Annotated in this window: 19 protein-coding genes and 1 pseudogene; 9 read left to right on the forward strand and 11 right to left on the reverse strand. The window is 69.1% G+C overall.

What is annotated here, in order from left to right; genetic code table 11:
- Both urtB and urtA read right to left on the reverse strand, forming a co-directional pair.
- A complete protein-coding gene (gene urtB, locus MFF07_RS17840; RefSeq protein WP_238232511.1) occupies positions 1 to 1590 on the reverse strand; it encodes an urea ABC transporter permease subunit UrtB in 1590 nt (529 codons plus the stop codon).
- Between the two features lie 10 nt (positions 1591 to 1600).
- On the reverse strand, positions 1601 to 2842 hold the full coding sequence (gene urtA / locus MFF07_RS17845) for an urea ABC transporter substrate-binding protein (protein ID WP_373322389.1): 1242 nt from the start codon (positions 2840 to 2842) through the stop codon (positions 1601 to 1603).
- 282 nt (positions 2843 to 3124) lie between these two features.
- Between urtA and rocF the strand changes: the two genes are divergently transcribed.
- The 9 genes from rocF (at position 3125) to ureG (ending at position 9918) form a co-directional block, all read left to right on the forward strand.
- Positions 3125 to 4072: an arginase gene (rocF, locus tag MFF07_RS17850; protein ID WP_238232513.1), complete on the forward strand. Its 948-nt coding sequence runs from the start codon at positions 3125 to 3127 to the stop codon at positions 4070 to 4072.
- Positions 4073 to 4081: 9 nt separating this feature from the next.
- Positions 4082 to 4915 carry an urease accessory protein UreD gene (locus tag MFF07_RS17855; protein ID WP_238232514.1) on the forward strand — a complete coding sequence of 278 codons (834 nt, stop codon included), beginning with the start codon at positions 4082 to 4084 and terminating at the stop codon, positions 4913 to 4915.
- Between the two features lie 85 nt (positions 4916 to 5000).
- Positions 5001 to 5621 carry an urease subunit gamma gene (locus MFF07_RS17860; protein WP_238232515.1) on the forward strand — a complete coding sequence of 207 codons (621 nt, stop codon included), beginning with the start codon at positions 5001 to 5003 and terminating at the stop codon, positions 5619 to 5621.
- Between the two features lie 59 nt (positions 5622 to 5680).
- Complete coding sequence (locus MFF07_RS17865; RefSeq protein WP_238232516.1) at positions 5681 to 5977, forward strand: AbrB/MazE/SpoVT family DNA-binding domain-containing protein; 297 nt, start codon at positions 5681 to 5683, stop codon at positions 5975 to 5977.
- A complete protein-coding gene (locus MFF07_RS17870; protein WP_238232517.1) occupies positions 5974 to 6390 on the forward strand; it encodes a type II toxin-antitoxin system VapC family toxin in 417 nt (138 codons plus the stop codon). The genes MFF07_RS17865 and MFF07_RS17870 overlap by 4 nt, the downstream gene beginning before the upstream one ends.
- 5 nt (positions 6391 to 6395) lie before the next feature.
- A complete protein-coding gene (gene ureC, locus MFF07_RS17875) occupies positions 6396 to 8123 on the forward strand; it encodes an urease subunit alpha (protein WP_238232518.1) in 1728 nt (575 codons plus the stop codon).
- Positions 8123 to 8629 carry an urease accessory protein UreE gene (locus MFF07_RS17880; protein ID WP_238232519.1) on the forward strand — a complete coding sequence of 169 codons (507 nt, stop codon included), beginning with the start codon at positions 8123 to 8125 and terminating at the stop codon, positions 8627 to 8629. The genes ureC and MFF07_RS17880 overlap by 1 nt, the downstream gene beginning before the upstream one ends.
- Positions 8601 to 9296: an urease accessory protein UreF gene (locus MFF07_RS17885; RefSeq protein ID WP_238232520.1), complete on the forward strand. Its 696-nt coding sequence runs from the start codon at positions 8601 to 8603 to the stop codon at positions 9294 to 9296. The genes MFF07_RS17880 and MFF07_RS17885 overlap by 29 nt, the downstream gene beginning before the upstream one ends.
- 7 nt (positions 9297 to 9303) lie before the next feature.
- Positions 9304 to 9918 carry an urease accessory protein UreG gene (gene ureG / locus MFF07_RS17890; protein WP_147817010.1) on the forward strand — a complete coding sequence of 205 codons (615 nt, stop codon included), beginning with the start codon at positions 9304 to 9306 and terminating at the stop codon, positions 9916 to 9918.
- 40 nt (positions 9919 to 9958) lie between these two features.
- On the opposite strand, the gene MFF07_RS17895 is transcribed toward ureG, so the two are convergent.
- The 9 genes and pseudogenes from MFF07_RS17895 to MFF07_RS17935 form a co-directional block, all read right to left on the reverse strand.
- Positions 9959 to 10459 carry an ureidoglycolate lyase gene (locus tag MFF07_RS17895; protein WP_238232521.1) on the reverse strand — a complete coding sequence of 167 codons (501 nt, stop codon included), beginning with the start codon at positions 10457 to 10459 and terminating at the stop codon, positions 9959 to 9961.
- Positions 10456 to 11307, reverse strand: coding sequence for a bifunctional allantoicase/(S)-ureidoglycine aminohydrolase (locus tag MFF07_RS17900; RefSeq protein WP_283206830.1), 852 nt, complete (start codon positions 11305 to 11307; stop codon positions 10456 to 10458). Before MFF07_RS17900 ends, MFF07_RS17895 begins: the two co-directional genes overlap by 4 nt.
- Positions 11308 to 11371: 64 nt before the next feature.
- Positions 11372 to 12262 (reverse strand): annotated as a pseudogene (gene puuE, locus MFF07_RS17905) (allantoinase PuuE); the annotation flags it as partial.
- Positions 12263 to 12333: 71 nt separating this feature from the next.
- Positions 12334 to 15126: a molybdopterin-dependent oxidoreductase gene (locus tag MFF07_RS17910; protein ID WP_238232523.1), complete on the reverse strand. Its 2793-nt coding sequence runs from the start codon at positions 15124 to 15126 to the stop codon at positions 12334 to 12336.
- Complete coding sequence (locus MFF07_RS17915; RefSeq protein WP_238232524.1) at positions 15123 to 15938, reverse strand: FAD binding domain-containing protein; 816 nt, start codon at positions 15936 to 15938, stop codon at positions 15123 to 15125. Before MFF07_RS17915 ends, MFF07_RS17910 begins: the two co-directional genes overlap by 4 nt.
- Positions 15939 to 16095: 157 nt before the next feature.
- Positions 16096 to 16512: a hypothetical protein gene (locus MFF07_RS17920; RefSeq protein ID WP_238232525.1), complete on the reverse strand. Its 417-nt coding sequence runs from the start codon at positions 16510 to 16512 to the stop codon at positions 16096 to 16098.
- Positions 16513 to 16703: 191 nt separating this feature from the next.
- Positions 16704 to 16913 (reverse strand): hypothetical protein, encoded by a 210-nt coding sequence (locus MFF07_RS17925; RefSeq protein ID WP_187272508.1) that lies wholly within the window; start codon positions 16911 to 16913, stop codon positions 16704 to 16706.
- Positions 16913 to 18034, reverse strand: coding sequence for a bifunctional DNA-binding transcriptional regulator/O6-methylguanine-DNA methyltransferase Ada (gene ada / locus MFF07_RS17930; RefSeq protein WP_238232526.1), 1122 nt, complete (start codon positions 18032 to 18034; stop codon positions 16913 to 16915). Before ada ends, MFF07_RS17925 begins: the two co-directional genes overlap by 1 nt.
- A 116-nt stretch (positions 18035 to 18150) precedes the next feature.
- On the reverse strand, positions 18151 to 19038 hold the full coding sequence (locus MFF07_RS17935) for a DNA-3-methyladenine glycosylase family protein (RefSeq protein ID WP_238232530.1): 888 nt from the start codon (positions 19036 to 19038) through the stop codon (positions 18151 to 18153).
- Positions 19039 to 19142: the final 104 nt, after the last annotated feature.

Genomic DNA, 19142 nt, shown 5'->3' on the forward strand with positions numbered 1-19142 from the left:
TCAGGACTCCACCGCCCGGCCCTTGAGCGCGAACAGGCCTCGCGGGCGCTTCTGGATGAACAGGATGATGAAGATCAGCAGCGCGATCTTGGCGAGCACCGCGCCGAGATACGGCTCGGCGAGCTTGTTCGCGACGCCGAGGGTCAGCGCCGCGACCAGCGTGCCCCAGAGGCTGCCGACGCCGCCGAACACCACGACGAGGAACGAGTCGATGATGTAGCCCTGGCCGAGATTGGGCGAGACGTTGTCGATCTGCGAGAGCGCCACGCCGGCGATGCCCGCGATCCCCGAACCGAGGCCGAAGGTCATCGCGTCGACCCACGGCGTGCGGATGCCCATGGCCGCGGCCATGCGCCGGTTCTGGGTGACGGCGCGGGTCTTCAACCCGAACGAGGTCTTCCGGAGCACGAACAGCAGGAACAGGAACAGGGCGAAGGAGAAGCCGACGATCCAGAGCCGGCCCCAGGTGATCGACAATCCGAACACGTCGACGGCGCCGGTCATGAAGCCGGGTACGCCGACCTCGCGGTTGGTGGGTCCGAAGATCGAGCGCACGGTCTGCTGCAGGATCAGGCTGACGCCGAAGGTGGCGAGCAGGGTCTCCAGGGGCCGCCCGTAGAGGAAGCGGATGATTCCGCGCTCGATGGCGACGCCGACTGCGCCGGCCACCAGGAAGGCTGCGGGAATGCTCACGGCCACCGACCAGTCGAACCAGGCCGGCGCTTGGGCGCGAAAGACCTCCTGCACGAGGTAGGTCGTGTAGGCGCCGAGCATGACCATCTCGCCATGCGCCATGTTGATCACGCCCATCACGCCGAAGGTGATGGCGAGGCCGATGGCGGCGAGCAGCAGCACGGAGCCGAGGGAGATCCCGTACCAGACGTTCTGGACGCCGCCGATGATGGCGAGCCGGGTCTCGATCGCCGCGATGCCTTTCGCCGATGCCGTTTTCACCGCCTCGCTCGGATCGTTGGCGAGGCTCCGCAGGATGGCCATGGCGTCGCCGTCGGCGCGGGTCTGGATCGTCGTGATGGCCGCGAGACGGTCCGACTCCGGGCTCGTGGGTTTCGCGAGGATCGCGGCGGCGCGGGCCTCCGACAGGGTCCGCTTGATGCCGGCATCGCTCTCCCGGGCAATGGCCGCCTCCACCGCGGGAAGGGCCGTGGCGTCGCGCGCCTTGAACACGGCGTCGGCCGCCTCGCGGCGCTTCGTCGGATCGGGGCTCAGCAGGTTGAGCTGACCCTGCGCGGCATCGACCGCGCGGCGGACCTTGTTGTTGAGCCGCAGCGCCTTCAGGCCGTCGGTCGCGCCCTCGGCAGCCTGGCCGGTGCGGGCGTCGACGTAGGTCTCGCCGGTGCGGATCAGCAGGGCCTTGTCGGCGGCGCGCGCATAGAGCCGGCCGTCGACGAGCGCCGCGATCACCGTGCCGGCTCGCGGATCGCCGCTGGTGACGAGCTCGGCGACACCGGCTTCGATATCCGAATAGCTGCCGGCGGCGAGCTTGCCATAGGCACCGTCGGCGGGGGCTTGCGCCAGCGCTGCGCCCGTCAGCGTCAGGCAGAGCAGGAGGAGCGCGAGGAGGCGGTGCATGGCGGCGGCCTCAGGCGCCGCCGCATTTCTTGGTCTTGGTGTTGTAGTTGCCGCAGTTCAGCTTGACCCAGTCGGCTTCCAGATCCTTCGAACCTTCGAGCTGCTTCGACCAGGCCTCGCCCGGGATCGGCTCCTCGGTCCTGTAGACGACGTCGAATTGGCCGCCGTCCTTGATCTCGCCGATGAAGACCGGCTTGGTGATGTGGTGGTTGGGCAGCATCTTGGCGGTGCCGCCGGTGAGGTTCTTCTGCTCGATGCCGGGCAGCGCCGCGATCACCTTGTCGGGCTCGACGCTGCCGGCCTTCTCGACCGCTTTCACCCACATGTTGAAACCGATGTAGTGCGCCTCCATCGGATCGTTGGTGACGCGCTTCGGGTTCTTGGTGAAGGCGTGCCACTGGTCGATGAAAGTCTTGTTCTCGGGCGTGTCGATCGACATGAAGTAGTTCCACGCCGCGAGGTGGCCGAGCAGGGGCTTGGTGTCGATACCGGCGAGTTCCTCCTCGCCGACCGAGAAGGCCACGACCGGGATGTCGGTGGCCTTCAGGCCCTGGTTCGAGAGTTCCTTGTAGAACGGCACGTTGGCGTCGCCGTTGATCGTCGAGACGACGGCGGTCTTCTTACCGGCTGAGCCGAAGGCCTTGATCGAGGCGACGCGGGTCTGCCAGTCGGACTGGCCGAACGGCGTGTAGTTGATCGAGATGTCCTCGGGCGCGACACCCTTGGCCTTGAGGTAGGCCTCCAGGATCTTGTTGGTGGTGCGCGGATAGACGTAGTCCGTCCCCTCCAGCACCCAGCGCTCGATCCCCTCTTCCTTCATCAGATAGTCGACGGCGGGGATGGCCTGCTGGTTCGGTGCGGCGCCGGTGTAGAACACGTTCCGCTCGCTCTCCTCGCCCTCGTACTGGACGGGGTAGAACAGGATCGAGTCGAGTTCCTTGAACACCGGCAGAACGGACTTGCGCGAGACGCTGGTCCAGCAGCCGAACACCGCCGAGACCTTGTTCTTGGAGATGAGCTCGCGCGCCTTCTCGGCGAAGAGCGGCCAGTTCGAGGCCGGGTCGACCACGACCGCTTCGAGCTTCTTGCCGAGGACGCCCCCTTTGGCGTTCTGCTCGGCGATGAGCATCAGCATCGCGTCCTTCAGCGTGGTTTCGGAGATCGCCATCGTGCCCGAGAGCGAATGCAGGATACCGACCTTGATGGTCTCTTCCGCCCGCGCCACGCTGGCGCCGAACAGCGACAGCGCCATGCCGCCCGCCAGCAGGATCGCGGAGCCCCGTCGGGTCCAGAGAGTGTCGGCCATCGTCGTCCCCTGCCTGTTCCGGCTTCGCCCAGGGCTGGCAAAGGCTGTGCCATTCGGATGGGCAGTGGACGGAAGGGTCGATTGCCCGTCTTTGCGCCAGGTGCTTGCGGAAGCGGCAAACAGCTTGGCCATGGGCTGCGACATGTCGTGGTTCCGTCACCTCGCCCTGTCAGGGCGGGGCGGGGCGCAGTGCTTGCGTGAGCACGGCATCGGGGCGAGAGGGGCGGCATGAGCGAGACGACGCGGATCGCGATCATCGGCGTGCCGATCGAGATCGGCACCAGCGAGCCGGGAGCCCTCATGGGGCCGGCGGCGCTCCGCACGGCGGGTCTCATCCGCACGCTGGCCGACCTCGGCCACGACGTGGAGGATGCCGGCGACGTCGCGCCCGATACCTCGGGCGCCGCGCGCGGGCTGCCGGCGGTGGCACGCTGGACGCGGGCGCTCTCCGAGCGGGTGACGGCGGCACTCGAAGGCGGCGCCCTGCCCGTCGTCCTGGGTGGCGACCACAGCCTGTCGCTCGGCTCGATCGACGCTGTGCTCCATCATTGCCGCGCCTCCCAAAAACCCGTGTTCGTGCTCTGGCTCGACGCCCATGCGGATTTCAACACGCCTGACACCTCGCCCTCCGGCAACGTCCACGGCATGCCGCTGGCGGCGCTCTGCGGCGAACCCGGCTTTTCGGAGCTTTTCGCGGATCAGGACCGTCCCTTCCTCGATCCGACGCGTGTCCACCTCTTCGGCCTGCGTTCGATCGATGTCGGCGAGCGGGCGCTGGTGACGAAGGCCCGCGTCGCCGTCACCGACATGCGCGCCATCGACGAGTTCGGTGTGGTAGCGCCGCTGCGGCGCATCCTCGAACGCGTCGCGACCGAGGATGGACACCTCCATGTCAGCTTCGACATCGACTTCCTCGACCCCGGCATCGCCCCGGCGGTGGGAACCACGGTGCCCGGCGGCGCGACGTTTCGCGAAGCCCACCTGATCATGGAGATGCTGCACGATTCCGGCCTTGTCGGCTCCCTCGACGTGGTCGAGTTGAACCCCTTCCTGGACGAGCGCGGCCGCAGCGCCCGCGTCCTCGTCGAACTTGTAGCGAGCCTGTTCGGCCGGCGTATCCTCGACCGGCCGACACCGGTGATCGAGGCGGTGTCCGCCCAGCCTGTGCGAGGCTGACGGACGTCGATGCACGAAGGACCCGTGCCGGCCCCGGCGCGCCAGCGCTCGCACGGGATCGTGCGTCTCCGCCACGGCCCCGCCGGCGTCGCGGACCTGTTCGAGAGCGGCCCCTCGCGCCTGCGCTTTCCCCGCAGCCATGGAGCGACACCGGAGGCGATCCTCGTCAACACCGCCGGCGGCATCGCCTGCGGCGACCGCTTCGAACTCTCGGTCGCCCTCGAGGCGGGCGCGCGCCTCGTCGTCTCGACCACGGCGGCGGAAAAGATCTACCGCTCGGACGGCCCTGTCAGTTGCATCGACAATCGCCTCGATCTCGCCGCCGGCGCGCGGCTCGACTGGCTGCCGCAGGAGACGATCCTATATGACGGCAGCCGCTTGCGGCGGCGCTTCGAGGCCGATCTCGCGGCAGACTCGGCGCTCCTCGTCGTCGAGATCGTCGCCTTCGGCCGCGCGGCCCGCGGCGAGCGCCTCGCCGAGGGCTTGTTCGAGGACATCTGGCGCATCCGCCGGGACGGCCGACTCGTCTACGCCGACGCGCTGCGCCTCGACGGCGCCATCGCCGACCGGCTGAGCCGCCCGGCGATCGGCGGAGGCGCCGCTGCCTGCGCGACCCTCCTCGATGCCTCTCCCGATGCGGAAAGCCGCCTCGACGAGGCCCGCGCCCTGCTGGAGCGGGCCGGCGCCAACGGCGCGAGCGGCGTCGAGGCCGGCGCCAGCGCCTGGAACCGCCATCTCGCCCTGCGCTGCCTCGCCCCCGACGTCAGCACCCTGCGCCGCGTCTTGGTGCGGTTCCTGACCGACTATCGCGCCGCGCCGCTGCCGCGCGTCTGGCAGGGATAGCCGCCATCAGCCCGACGACTTGATCTTTGCCCGTCGCACGGTCCTTGCTGGGGCGGGCTCCAACGCCGATCCGGGACGACGCACAGTGCTCCTCACCCCCCGCGAAAAGGACAAGCTCCTCGTCGCCATGGCCGCGCAGGTCGCGCGCAACCGGCTGGCGCGGGGCGTCAAGCTCAACCACCCCGAGGCGATCGCCTTGATCACCGACGCCGTAGTCGAGGGCGCCCGTGACGGGCGCTCGGTCGCCGAGCTGATGCAGGCCGGCGCGCAGGTGCTGACCACCGATCAGGTCATGCCGGGCATCGCGGAGATGATCCACGACATCCAAGTCGAGGCGACGTTTCCGGACGGCACCAAGCTCGTCACCGTGCATCACCCGATCCGCGGCGCGCCCTCCGACGACGTGCCCGGCCTCGTGACGACGCAACCCGGCGAGATCGTGTTCAACGCCGGCGCCGAGCGCACCGTCGTGGAAGTCGCCAATACCGGCGACCGGCCGATCCAGGTGGGCTCGCACTACCACTTCTTCGAGGTGAACCCCGGCCTCGCCTTCGACCGCGACAAGGCCCGCGGCAAGCGGCTCGACATCGCGCCGGGGACGGCCGTGCGCTTCGAGCCCGGCTCGACGCGCGAGGTGGTGCTGGTGCCGCTGTCAGGCGCGCGAACGGTGTTCGGGTTCCGAGGTGAGGTGATGGGGCCGCTGTAACCGCTTGCACACGTGATCACATGCTCCTTACATTGCGTACGATCGGTAAGGAGTTTGCGATGAAAGTGATCGAGGCGACCGTGACCTCGAAAGGACAGGTCACGATCCCGTCGTCGCTGCGGAAGGCCCTGGGCCTCAAGGTCGGCGACAAGCTTGTGTTTGCTCAGGATGCGCATGGCCGATTCACCGTCGAGGCACGCATCGTGACGCTCGCAGACTTGCGCGGCATCGTGGGTCCGGGCGGAACTGATCCGGAGATTGCCGTCGACAGCGAGCGGGTGGTTGGCTGGATCGAAGAGAGTCGCGCCGCTCGGTGGCGGCGCATGCAGCCGCCCATCGAGGCCGATGACGCGTGATCGGTCTCGACACCAACGTGCTGTTGCGCTGGCTCGTGGACGAGTCCGTTTGGCCAGATGACGCGCCGGAGCAGACGGCCCTCGTCGCGGAGACGCTCGGTCGGCGCGACGCGCGCTTCTTCGTCGACGTCGTCGTTCTGGCGGAAACCGTCTGGGTGCTGGCGCAGCCCTTGCGGCAGCGCAAGCCGATGCTCGTCACCGTGATCGATCGTTTGCTGAACGCCTCGAACATCGTCGTCGACCAGCGCGACGCTGCAGTAAAGGCGCTGGCCGAATGGGCGACTGGTAAGGGTGATTTCGCCGACCACTTCATCGGCGCGATCAACCGTGCTGCGGGTTGCACCACGACGCTCACGTTCGACCGCAAAGCCGCGTACGCGGATGGGTTCACCTGCCTCAGCCGGGAGCCGTAAAGCGCATGTCCAACGCGCCCAAACCCGCCACCCTCCCCCGCGCCGCTTACGCCGACATGTTCGGCCCGACCGTCGGCGACCGCATCCGCCTCGCCGACACCTCTCTCGAAATCGAGGTCGAACGCGATTTCACCACCTACGGCGAGGAGGTGAAGTTCGGCGGCGGCAAGGTCATTCGCGACGGGATGGGGCAGTCGCAGGTGACGAACCGCGACGGCGCCGTCGACACCGTCATCACCAACGCGGTCGTGCTCGATCATTGGGGCATCGTGAAATGCGACGTCGGCATCGTGAAGGGGCGCATCTTCAAGCTCGGAAAAGCTGGCAACCCGGACATCCAGCCGGGCGTCGACATCGTCGTCGGGCCGGGCACGGAGGTGATCGCGGGTGAAGGAAAAATCCTCACGGCCGGCGGCTTCGACAGCCACATCCACTACATCTGCCCGCAGCAGATCGAGGAAGCGCTGTGTTCGGGCGTCACCACGATGCTCGGAGGCGGCACCGGGCCGGCGCACGGCACCTTCGCCACCACCTGCACCCCCGGCCCCTGGCACATCGCCCGGATGATCGAGGCGGCGGACCACTTCCCGATGAACCTCGCCTTCGCCGGCAAGGGCAACGCCTCGGTGCCGGGCGCGCTGGAGGAGATGGTACGGGCGGGGGCCTGCGCGCTCAAGCTCCACGAGGACTGGGGCACGACGCCGGCCGCCATCGACGCCTGCCTCTCGGTCGCCGATCGCTTCGACGTGCAGGTGATGATCCACTCGGACACGCTGAACGAGTCCGGTTTCGTCGAGGACACCATCGCCGCTTTCAAGGGCCGCACCATCCACGCCTTCCACACCGAGGGCGCAGGCGGCGGGCACGCGCCAGACATCATGAAGGTGGCGGGCCTCGCCAACGTGCTCCCTTCCTCCACCAACCCCACGCGGCCCTTCACCAAAAACACCATCGACGAGCATCTCGACATGCTGATGGTGTGCCACCACCTCGACCCGTCGATCCCGGAAGACCTCGCCTTCGCCGAGAGCCGGATCCGCAAGGAGACGATCGCGGCGGAGGACATCCTGCACGATCTCGGCGCGCTCTCGATGATGTCGTCCGACAGCCAGGCCATGGGGCGCATCGGCGAAGTCGTCATCCGCACCTGGCAGACCGCCGACAAGATGAAGCGCCAGCGTGGAGCCCTTCCCGGCGACGCGAGCGGCAACGACAATCTGCGCGCCCGCCGCTACGTCGCGAAATACACGATCAACCCGGCCATCGCGCATGGCGTCTCCCGACACATCGGCTCGATCGAGCCCGGGAAACTCGCAGACCTCGTGCTGTGGACACCGGCCTTCTTCGGCGTGAAGCCCGACCTCGTCCTCAAGGGCGGCATGATCGCGATGGCGCCGATGGGCGACCCCAACGCCTCCATCCCGACGCCGCAGCCGGTGCATTACCGCCCGATGTTCGGCGCCTTCGGCCGCGCGCCCTACGCCACCGCGCTGACCTTCGTCTCGAAGGCGGCCATCGAGGACGGATTGCGTGAAAAACTCGGGGTGCAGAAGCAACTCGTCGCGGTGGATAATACGCGCGGCGGAATCTCCAAGAAGAGCATGATCCTCAACGATGCGACACCGGTGATCGAGATCGACCCGGAGACCTACGACGTGCGCGCCGACGGTGAATTGCTGGTCTGCGAGCCGGCCGAGGTGCTGCCGATGGCGCAGCGGTATTTTCTGTTTTGATGATCAGCGCCACCCGCATCATCCGCCGCAATGCCCTGAACGGCGGCGAGATCGTCGATCGGATCGTCCTCGACCACGGCGACCGGCATCGCCGCCGCATGGCGATGCAGGGCGTCGGCGGTCTGGCCTTTCTGCTCGACCTCGCCGAGCCGACTGTCCTCGACGACGGCGATGCTCTGATGCTGGAGGACGGCCGGCTGATCTGGGTCGAGGCCGCGCCCGAAATGCTTTTAGAGATCCGGGCGGGTTCTGATCATGCCCTCAAGCGGCTGATCTGGCATATCGGCAACCGGCACATCCCGGCTGAGATAACGGCGGACGCCGTCTACATCGCGAACGATCACGTACTGGCCGACATGGTGCGGGGCCTCGGCGGCAGCGCCGAGCCGGTCCAGCGGCCGTTTCGCCCGGAAGGCGGCGCCTATGCCGGTGGCCATGGGCACAATGCCGGACATTCGCACGGCCACGCGCACGGCCATGGCCACCACGACCACAGCCATGATTGACGCCCTGCGGCTGATGGCGTGGCTGTCGCCGACCTATCCGATCGGCGCGTTCGCCTATTCGCACGGGCTCGAATGGGCGGTGGAGACGGGCGACATCCGCGACGAGGCGAGTCTCTCGCGGTGGCTCGACGACGTGGTCGAGCGCGGGGCGGGCCGCAACGATCTGATTCTGTGCGCAGAGGCCCACCGGACCGCGTCGGCCGGCGATGCTGTAGGGCTCGCCGAGGTCAACGATCTCGCCCTGGCGCTGGCGCCGTCCCGCGAACTCCATCTGGAGACGAGCCAGCAGGGCCGCAGCTTCCTCGATGCCACGCTATCCGCCTGGCCCTGCACGGCGCTCGATAGCGTCGGTGCTGTGCTCGATGGTGCCGTTGCGCTTCCGGTCGCGGTCGGCACGGCGTCGGGGGCACATGGCATGGCTCGCCCGCCGACGCTCGCGGCCTACGGCCTCGCCTTCGTCCAGAACCTCGTCTCGGCGGCGCTTCGCGTCGCGCCCGTCGGCCAGAGCGCAGGCACGCGGATCATCGCGCGCCTCGCACCGCGGGTCGCCGCCCTCGCCGAGGCGGTGCAGGATCTCGGGCTCGACGGTCTCGGCTCGGCGACCCTACGCCTCGATCTCGGCTCGTTCCGGCACGAGACGCAGTATTCCCGGATTTTCCGCTCCTGAGGACGCCATGGCATCGTTGAACGGCCCGCTCCGCGTCGGTATCGGCGGCCCTGTCGGTTCGGGCAAGACCGCACTGATGGAGCAGCTCTGCAAGCGCCTGCGCGACAGCTACGACATCTGCGCCATCACCAACGACATCTACACCAAGGAGGATGCCCGCATCCTCACCGTCGCCGGCGCGCTGCCGGAGGAGCGCATCATGGGCGTCGAGACCGGCGGCTGCCCGCACACGGCGATCCGCGAAGACGCCTCGATCAATCTTGCCGCGGTGGCCGAGATGCGCCGGCGTTTTCCGAAGCTCGACGTGGTGCTGATCGAGTCCGGCGGCGACAACCTCGCCGCGACCTTCTCGCCGGAACTCGCCGACATCACCCTCTACGTGATCGATGTCGCGGGCGGCGAGAAGATCCCGCGAAAAGGCGGCCCGGGCATCACCCGCTCGGACCTTCTGGTCGTCAACAAGACCGACCTCGCTCCGCTGGTCGGCGCGGATCTCGGCGTGATGGAGGCGGATACCCGGCGCATGCGCGGCACCCGGCCCTACGTCTTCGCCTCGCTGCGCGACGGCCATGGTGCCGACGAGATCGCGCGTTTCGTGAGGACCGCGGGCGGTCTGGCCTGACCAGAGCCGGCGCGACCCTGCTACCGGGCGAAGGTTAGGGTCATGTCGGCAGATGGATCGCCCAGGGTGCGTCGAAGACGTATTCCTCGAGGTTCACGCCCGGACCGCCGCGGTCGACCACCCAAAAATCCTGTGGCGCGCCGAACGGTGTCAGCACGCCGTGCCAGGTGCCGATGGCGTAGCTGATCCCCTGCCCCGGCGCTGTGACGAAGGCCTGCGGCCGGCCGGGCTTTCCGCCCTCGTCCAGGCAGACCACGACGAGGAACGGCGCCGTGTTCAGGGGCACGAAGGCCTGGGCGCCGAGGGGGTGGCGCTCGACGAGGCTCAGGGACAGCGGCATCGGATAGGCCTGCGCTTCGACGAGGCCGATCACGACCCGGCTGTCCTCTCCCCTCACCTGCACCTCGGCGAGATCGTGGAATCTGCGCGCCTTGCCGGCATTCATCGGGCGCGGATCGACGGCCGCCTTGTCGATGACGGTGCCGAACGGCGCGAAGGCCTCGACGGTCAGGGCCTGCGCTGTGATGTGGCGGTCGCTCACCGGGGCGACCGATGAAGCTTCAGGGCGGCGTGCCGGTTGACGTCCTTGTAGAGCAGGTAGCGGAAGCGGCCGGGGCCGCCCGCGTAGCAGGCCTGTGGGCAGAAGGCGCGCAGCCATAGGAAGTCGCCGGCCTCGACCTCGACCCAGTCGCGGTTGAGCCGATAGACCGCCTTGCCTTCGAGCACGAACAGGCCGTGCTCCATCACATGGGTCTCCTCGAACGGGATCGAGGCGCCGGGCCGCATGGAGACGATGTTGACGTGCATGTCGTGGCGTACGTCGTCGGGCGCGACGAAGCGCGTCGTGGCCCAAGCCCCGTCCGTGCCGGGCATGGCCACCGGGTCGACCTCGGATTCGTGCACGACGAAGGCCGGGGGCACCTCGATTCCCGGCACGCGCTCATAGGCCTTGCGGATCCAGTGGAAGCGGGCGGGTACGGATCCGTCGTTGCGCAAAGTCCAGGCCGCGCCGGGCGGCAGGTAGGCGTAGCTGCCGGCGCGGAGGTCATGCGCCTCCCCGTCGAGGGCGAGATCCAGGGTGCCGCCGACCACGAAGAGTACGCCCTCGGCTTCCCGGTCGGGCTCAGGCCGCGCGCTGCCGCCGCCGGGGACTACCTCCATCAGGTACTGCGAAAACGTTTCGGAGAAGCCGGAGAGCGGCCGCGACAGCATCCAGGCGCGAGATCCCTCCCAGAACGGCAGGACGCTGGTGACGATGTCGCTCATCACGCCCTTTGGAATGACGGCGTAGGCTTCGGTGAACACGGCCCTGCCGGTCATCAGCGCGGTTTGGGGCGGCAGGCCCCCGCAGGGCGGATTGTAGCTGGCGGACGGCGTGGCAGCGCTCACGAAATCTCTCCAAGGTCTGGCCGGAAGGCGTCGGGGAGCAGTCCTCCCGCTCCGTTCAGCCCGGCGGGTGTTTCGCGATCCAGTGCCGGGCGATATCGATGCGCCGCGTCAGCCAGACGCCGTCATGCGCGGCGACGTGGTCGAGGAAGCGCATCAGCCCCGCGATCCGGCCGGGACGCCCGGCGAGCCGGCAATGAAGCCCGATCGACATCATCTTCGGCGTCTCGGCGCCTTCGGCATGGAGCACGTCGAAGGCGTCGCGCAGATAAGCGAAGAACTGGTCGCCCGAATTGAAGCCCTGTGCCACGGCGAAGCGCATGTCGTTGGCCTCCATCGTGTAGGGCACGATCAGCGCCGGACCCTTCGGTCCCTCCATCCAGTACGGCAGGTCGTCCGCGTAAGAATCGGCGAGGTAGGTGAAGTCGCGCTCCATCGCGAGTTCGCGCGTGTGGACCGAGAACCGGCCCGTGTACCAGCCGAGCGGGCGCTCACCCGTGACCTCGGTGTGGAGCCGGATCGCCGCGTCCATGTCAGCGGCTTCCGCCTCGCGTTCGAAGTGGGCGTAGTCGATCCACTTGAGGCCGTGGCTCGCGATCTCCCATTCCGCCTCGCGCATTGCTGCGACGGCCTCCGGGTTGCGCGCCATGGCCGTGGCGACGCCGAACACCGTCAGCGGGATTTTTCGCGATGTGAACAGCCGCCAAAGGCGCCAGAAGCCCGCGCGTGCGCCGTATTCGTAGACGGATTCGACCGTCATGTGCCGCTGTCCGGGCCAGGGCTCGGCGTTCACGATTTCGGTGAGGAAGGCCTCCGAGGCCGGATCGCCGTGCAGGATGCAGTTCTCTCCGCCCTCCTCGTAGTTCAGCACGAACTGCACCGCGATGCGGGCGCCGCCGGGCCAGTCGGCCTGCGGGGGCGTACGGCCGTAGCCGATCAGGTCGCGCGGATAGGTCAAACCGTTCGCCTCGTTGCGACGGCACTCCGTCGTCCGTCCCTTGAACCGAAGACCGGTCGGCGACCGGTTCGTCAAGGCGCGAAGCCCTGCCGCACGTCTTCGACTGGTGGCTGCGTCGCGTGCCCGGCGACGGCCTCCATCACCTGCCGAAAGATCCGGTCCGGCGCGAAGGGCGTCGCCGTCAGCCGTGCGCCGGTGGCATCGCGGATCGCGTTGGCGAGCGCCGGGGCGACGGGGTTGTAGGGCGACTCGCTCATCGACTTGGCGCCGAGCGGGCCGATACGGTCGTAGGTGTCGGCGAAGAGCACCCGGGTGTCCGGCACGTCGGCGCAGGCCGGGATGTGGTAGTTTCGGAACGTCTGCGTGATCACGCCGCCCGCCCCGTCGAAGCGGTAATCCTCGTAGAGCGCCGCGCCGAGCGCCTGGGCGACGCCGCCCTCGACTTGGCCGCGGCACTGCATCGGGTTGATCACGACGCCGGCATCGACGGCCTGGATGCTCGACAGGATGCGCACCTCGCCGCTCGCCGGGTGCACCGCGACCCGGAACGCCTGGACGTTGAAGGCGACCGAACGCGGAGAGCCGTCGGCCTCGGCCCGCGCCTCCAGCGGTGCGAGGGTCGTGAGCGGGATCGGGCCGATGGGCGTCTCCACAACCTCGCCCGACAGGCGGCAGGCCGCCGCTTCGACACCCATCCGGCTCGCAGCCTCGATCGTGATCGCCTCGGCCAACGCCGTCGCCGCGCGAAAATTCGCCTGGCCCGCGACGACGGTGCCGGTGCTGCCATAGGCGCCGGTATCGTGGGCGACGGCATCGGTGTCGGCCTGGATCAGCCGGATACGGTCGGGGGTGGTGGCGAGAACCTGCGCGGCGATCTGTGCATGCACGGTGCTGGTGCCGTTGCCGAACTCCGCGGTGCCGATCGCCAGCGTGTAGCCGCCGTCGGTCTCCAGGCGGAGATGCGCGTGGGCGAAGTGGCCGCGCGGCGGGATCGTGTCGATCATCGCCATCGCCATGCCCTGCCCGATCAGCCAGTGCGGCCCCGGCGGTGGTTTGCCCGGATCCTCGGCGAGGGCGGCTTGGGCGAGGTCGAAGCACTGGTCGAGCCCGTAGGAGCCGTATGCGACGTCGTGCGGCTCCAGGCTGGTGGCGACCATCGGATCGCCCGGCCGCACGGCGTTGCGGCGGCGCATCGCGAACGGATCGATGCCGAGCCCGCGCGCCAGCTCGTCGATTGCAGATTCCACCGCAAAGATCGTCTGGCTGAGGCCGTAGCCCCGAAACGCGCCAGCCGGCAGGGTGTGCGTGTAGACGCTATGGCCTTCCACCCGCTTGTTCGGGCAATTGTAGGCCGAGATGCACTCGTTGCAGCCGTGATGCAGCACGCCGCCGGCATGGTTGGCGTAGGCGCCGGTATTCGCGAGAACCTTCAGCGAGATCGCCGTCAGCGTGCCGTCGGCTCGGGCGCCCATCTTCACGTGCACCCGCATGGCGTGGCGCGTGGTGGTTGCCGTGAACTGCTCCTGGCGCGTCAGTTCCCACCGCACCGGCCGCCCGGTCTTCAAGACGGCGAGGGCGACGAGATCCTCCGTCAGCATCTCCTGCTTGCCGCCGAAGCCGCCGCCGACACGACCGCACAGGACACGCACCTGGGTCCGGTCGAGGTCGAACAGGGCGCAGAGCGCGTCGCGCGTCAGGAACGGCACCTGCGTCGAGGACCGCAGAACGAGCCGGCCGTCCGCGTCGCGCCAGCCGATGGCACCGTGCGTCTCGAGATGCGCGTGCTGTACGCGCTGCGAGACGTATTCTTCTTCGTGGATCAGGTCCGCTTGCGCGAACCCGGCCTCGACGTCGCCGACGGCGCCATGGACCTCCGCGGCGAGGTTCGGGTGTGGCAGGAGCGGCGGCGCGTCCGCGCCTGGCGGCGGCGATGTGCGGTCCTGCGGATCGTGCACCAGCGGCGCGTCCGGCCGGAGCGCTGCGTCCGGATCGAGCAGGGCCGGCCGCGGTGCGTATGCCACGACGAGGGCGGCGACGCCGGCCTCCGCCGCGGCCTCGCTCTCGGCCAGCACGGCGGCGACGCGCTGGCCGACGAAGCGGACGATGGAATCGAGCATCAGCGTGTCGGGCGCGTCGTCGGCCGGGTTCTCGTGACGTCCGGTGGAGAAGCGGCGCGGCGGCACGTCCTCGTGGGTGAACACCGCGACGACGCCCGGAACGGCGAGCGCCGCGTCCCGGTCGATCCGCAGGATTCGCGCATGGGCGTGCGGCGAGCGCAGCACCTTGAGGTGCAGCAGGCCCGGCATCGCGATGTCGAGGGTGTAGGGCGCCGTTCCCGACACGACGCCCGCACTCGCCGGCGCGCGCAGGTTGCGTCCGACGGGATCGCGACAGGTCTGCGGCGCCTCGGCATGAGCCGTTCCGGCCACCGCGTCGCGGATGGCCCTGTAACCCGTGCAGCGGCAGAGGTTGCCCTTCAGCGCCGTGCCGAGGTCCTGGCGCTGCCCCTGGTCGAGGGCCGCGGCGGTCATGATCATGCCGGGCGTGCAGAAGCCGCACTGGAAGCCCTGCGCATCGAGAAAGGCCTCCTGCATCGGATGGAAGTGCTCGGACGGTCCGCTGCCGGGCGCGCAGGGGCCGGCGAGGCCCTCCACCGTGGTGACGGCGCGTCCCTCGGCCTTGAAGGCGGGCAGCAGGCAGGAATGCACCGGCTCGCCGTCGAGATGCACGGTGCAGGCGCCGCAATCGCCGGCATCGCAGCCTTTCTTGACACCGAACCAGCCGAGCTCACGCAGGAGAGTCCGCAGGCACTGGCCGGGCCGCGGCGCGGCGTGCTGCGCCTGTCCGTTGACGGTCAGGATCATCGGCCGAGCTCCTGTCGGATTTCCTCGGCGACAAGCAGCGTGACATGCCGCCGCCAATCCGGCGCCCCATGCACGTCGTCGTACCAATCGCCGCCGGGTATCGTTGCTGCGAGCCGCTGCTGCATGGCGTCCGCAACGGGCGGTGCCTCGAACGCCATCCGGACCGGGCGGCGCGTCGCGGCCGTCACCGTGAGGGTGAACCGGCCAGCCGCGTCCAGCGTGCCGATCACGAGCGCTCCGGAGCGGCCGTTCGGGCTCAGCGAAATCCGGCGGAATGCAGTCCGCCGGCGCAACGCCGCCACCGGCATGGAGATGCTGCGGAGGATCTCGCCGGGCTTCAGCGCCGTCTGTTGGGGGCCGAGCACGAAGTCGCAGACGGAAACAAACCGGTCGCCCCCACCCGGCGTGAGGATCGTGCACACTCCGTCGAGTGCGGCGGTCAGCGCGATCATCGGTCCGGCCGGCAGGGCCATGCAGAGATTGCCGCCGACGGTCGCCCGGTTCCAGATCTTGAACGAGCCGAGCAGAGCCCGACAGCACTGGCCGACGAGAGGCGTTGCGATCCAGTCCTTCGGCAGTTCGAGCCGATCGAGTTCCGCAATGGTGGAGGTTGCCGATACGGTCAGGCCGTCATCGGAGATCGCATGCATCGGCCAACCCAGGCCGGCGACGTCGATCAGCCTGCGAAGCCCAGGTTGCGGCTCCGAGAACAGCCACGTCCCACCCGCCAACCAGGCATCGCCGTCCTGCCAGTCGGGCAACGCATCGGCTTTCCCCAGGGCGATGACGGATGTGACGCAGTTGAGATCCATACCTCAACCTGCAAGCAAAACTCCGTCCACCCCTATCTGGCCCATCCGACGGTGGCGCGCATGACCTTGTGTTGCTCCCGGCCATTCGGGGGAAGCCCCTCAGATCGGCTGGAGGACAGTCACCGAGCCATCCGCGGGGGGCGCTGCCTCCGATCGTTCAATCGACCCGACCTGCGGCCGCTGCTGGCGGCCGGCCCGCGAAATCCAATCGTCCGTAGGACGGCGCCAGCAGGCCCTGCACGCGCTCGCGCAGGTTACGCGGAGCCGAGAGCACGCGGATGCGGGTCGGAACGGGGGCCACGCGCTTCACGAGTCTCAACATGGCATCGAAGGCGAGCCGGAGGTTGCAGGGGCTCGGTTCGAGCTTTGCCGAGGACAGCGCGGCGGCCGCATCCTGCCAGAGCTGCGCGTGGGGGCCGTTCCGGGCATCGTCGATGCCGTGCCGGTTGAGCGCGGCCAGCCCGTCCGGGACCGTGGCGATGATCGTGGTGCCGAAGTCCGGCCGCGATGGATCGAGCCAGACGACGACCGGTGCCGGCAAGCTCTGCGTTGGTTCCGTGACGATCTCGGTCATGCCTGTATCTCCGTCATCAGGCGTCAACTCTGATATGGCTGAACCCGATGGCCAGACAAGAGTGCTTATAGACTCTTGTCGATGTCAGATCTGTGTACCGATGAACGGATGGTGGCGCCGGTAGTTTCTGTCGATTTTGAGAAAGATCTTTGATTCAGCTTTGATTCTTGTGTGGTCACCATGCATTAACTCTAATGGTGTGCTTGGAGCGAGACTGCTGCGACCGAGGCCGCGCCCGAAGATGTCGAGGACTTGACGGGGTCGCCTGATCGCGTGGTGATGAGGGTCCGCCTTGCGGCGCAGTCGTACGCGTAGGCGCCGAAACCGATCTCGATCCGCAACTGATCGAGGTCGGGGGCGGCCGATGCAGGATGGGTCGCGTACCTGCGCAGGGCGTTCATCACGTCCTGTCCCTGTCGGCTCTCTCCCGATCGATCAGATCGCGCTTGCGCGCCACCCCCCAGCGATAGCCCGAGAGCGCGCCGTCCGAGCGCACGACCCGGTGGCATGGGATCGCCAACGCGACCGGATTGGCCCCGCAGGCCCGTGCCACGGCCCGCACCGCCGCCGGCTCGCCGATGGCGCGGGCGACGTCCGTGTAGGTCGCCGTGGTGCCCGCCGGGATCGCCCTGAGCGCTTCCCAGACCCGCTGCTGGAAGGCCGTGCCGTGGATGTCGAGCGGCAGCGCGACGCTGCGGCCGGGCGCCTCGGCGAGGCCGATCACCTGCGCCACCAGCGCCTCGAAACCGGCATCGCCCCCGGTCAGCTCGGCTTTGGGGAAGCGGTCCTGCAGTTCGCGCAGCAGGACGTCCGGATCGTCGTCCATCATGATCGCACACACGCCCCTGTCGGTGGCGGCGACGAGGATCTGCCCGAGGGCGCACGGACCGACCGCGAATCTGATCACCGTACCTGTGCCGCCCCGGCGATAGGCGGTGGGGCTCATGCCGAGCCGATCGCCGGCATCGGCATAGAAGCGGCTCGCAGCATTGTAGCCGGCGTCGTAGACGGCCTCCGTGACGGTCCGCGCCTCGCGCAGGCCGGTGGCGACGCGGCCGGCGCGGCGGGCGCCGGCATAGGCCTTCGGCGTCACGCCGGTGATCCGCTTGAATGTGCGGTGGAAGTGGTAGGGGCTCATGCCGGCGGCCTGAGCGAGCGTGTCGAGGGCGGGCGGCGTCTCGGCCTCCTCGATCAGCCGGCAGGCGCGCGCGACCGCCTGCGCCTGGACCTCGTCGCGCGAGGTCTCGTTCGGCCGGCAGCGCTTGCACGCCCGGAATCCCGCCGCCTCGGCATCCGCGCAGGTCGCGTAGAAGCGGACGTTCTCGCGCTTGGCGCGCTTGGCCGGGCAGCTCGGCCGGCAATAGATGCCCGTGGTCTTGACCGCGGTGACGAAGCTGCCGTCCGCGCTCTTGTCCGCCGCGCTGAAGGCGGCCCAGCGGGCCTCGTCGCTGCCGTCCGTCGCGCGGATGTCGCGCCGGGGCGGATTCTCGGGCTCGCGAACCTGCATGGCTCGGGTCGGCATGGCTCTTGTCTCCTGGCCGGCGTCGGCGACGCCCGCGATCGGCGCATCCTGGCCGAGGCCCCCGCCCCCGGCATCCCGGCTCTTGCTCGGCAATCTTCCGGTCGTCCGCACGCCTCTCATCGCCCGACCTTCGCTGCCTCCCGCTCCGCATCGCGCGCCCAGAGATGCATCGCCGCATAGGCCCGGTACGGCCGCCACACCTCCGCCCGCGCGAGAAGTTCCCGCGGTGTCGGCCGGCCGGAGCCGGCATCGAGCGCGCGCATGAGGCCGATATCGCCGGCAGGGAGCGCGTCCGCCTCCTTCAGCGCCCTCATGGCGATGTAATGCGCAGTCCAGTCGCCGATGCCGCGCAGGCTCTTCAGGCGCGCGACCGCCGCTTCCAGACCTTGTCCGACACCGAACAGATCGGGCTCGGCGATGACGGCAGCGGCCACCGCCCGGATCGCGGCGCCGCGCGCCCGCGGCATGTTCAGGACGCGCGAAACGTCGGCCTCGACCAGCGCCTCGGGCGAGGGGAAGACGTGGGTCAATCCGAAAGCGCCCTGCCCCGGCAGTGGCGCGCCGAAGGCCGCTACCAGCTTGCCCGCCAGCCGGGTCGCCGCCGTCACCGAGACCTGCTGCCCGAGGATGCCGCGCACCGCCAGCTCGAACCCGTCCCACGCCCCCGGTACGCGCAGGCCGGGCCGCGCCGCGACGAGGGCGGCGACGGCCGGGTCGGCTTCGAGCCGCACGGCGATCGCATGCGGATCGGCGTCGCAATCGAACAGGTGCCGCAGCCGCACGAGGATGGCGGGACGTTCGTCGGTGTCGGGAAACCGGATTTCCGCTGCCAGCGCCTCGCCATCTGCGGAGGGCGTCACCCTGACAGTGCCGTAGCGCCCATCGAGCGAGACCGTCCGGGCATAGACGCCCGGCTCCGTCGTCTCGACGCTGGGAATCGCACGGACGGCGAGGAAGCCATGGAGGGCCGCCCAATCGTAGGGCGCACGGTAGGGCAGTGCGATGCGGTGGGCTCGATCGGCCGCTCATCGCAGCGATCTTCCGGCCGTGCTGCCCTCGAGCGCAACCCGCGAGGCCCGCAACGGTGCCGATACCACCCCCTTACGGT

The sequence above is a fragment of the Methylobacterium thuringiense genome, from assembly GCF_022179645.1.
In the GTDB taxonomy this organism is placed as follows: Bacteria; Pseudomonadota; Alphaproteobacteria; order Rhizobiales; family Beijerinckiaceae; genus Methylobacterium; species Methylobacterium thuringiense.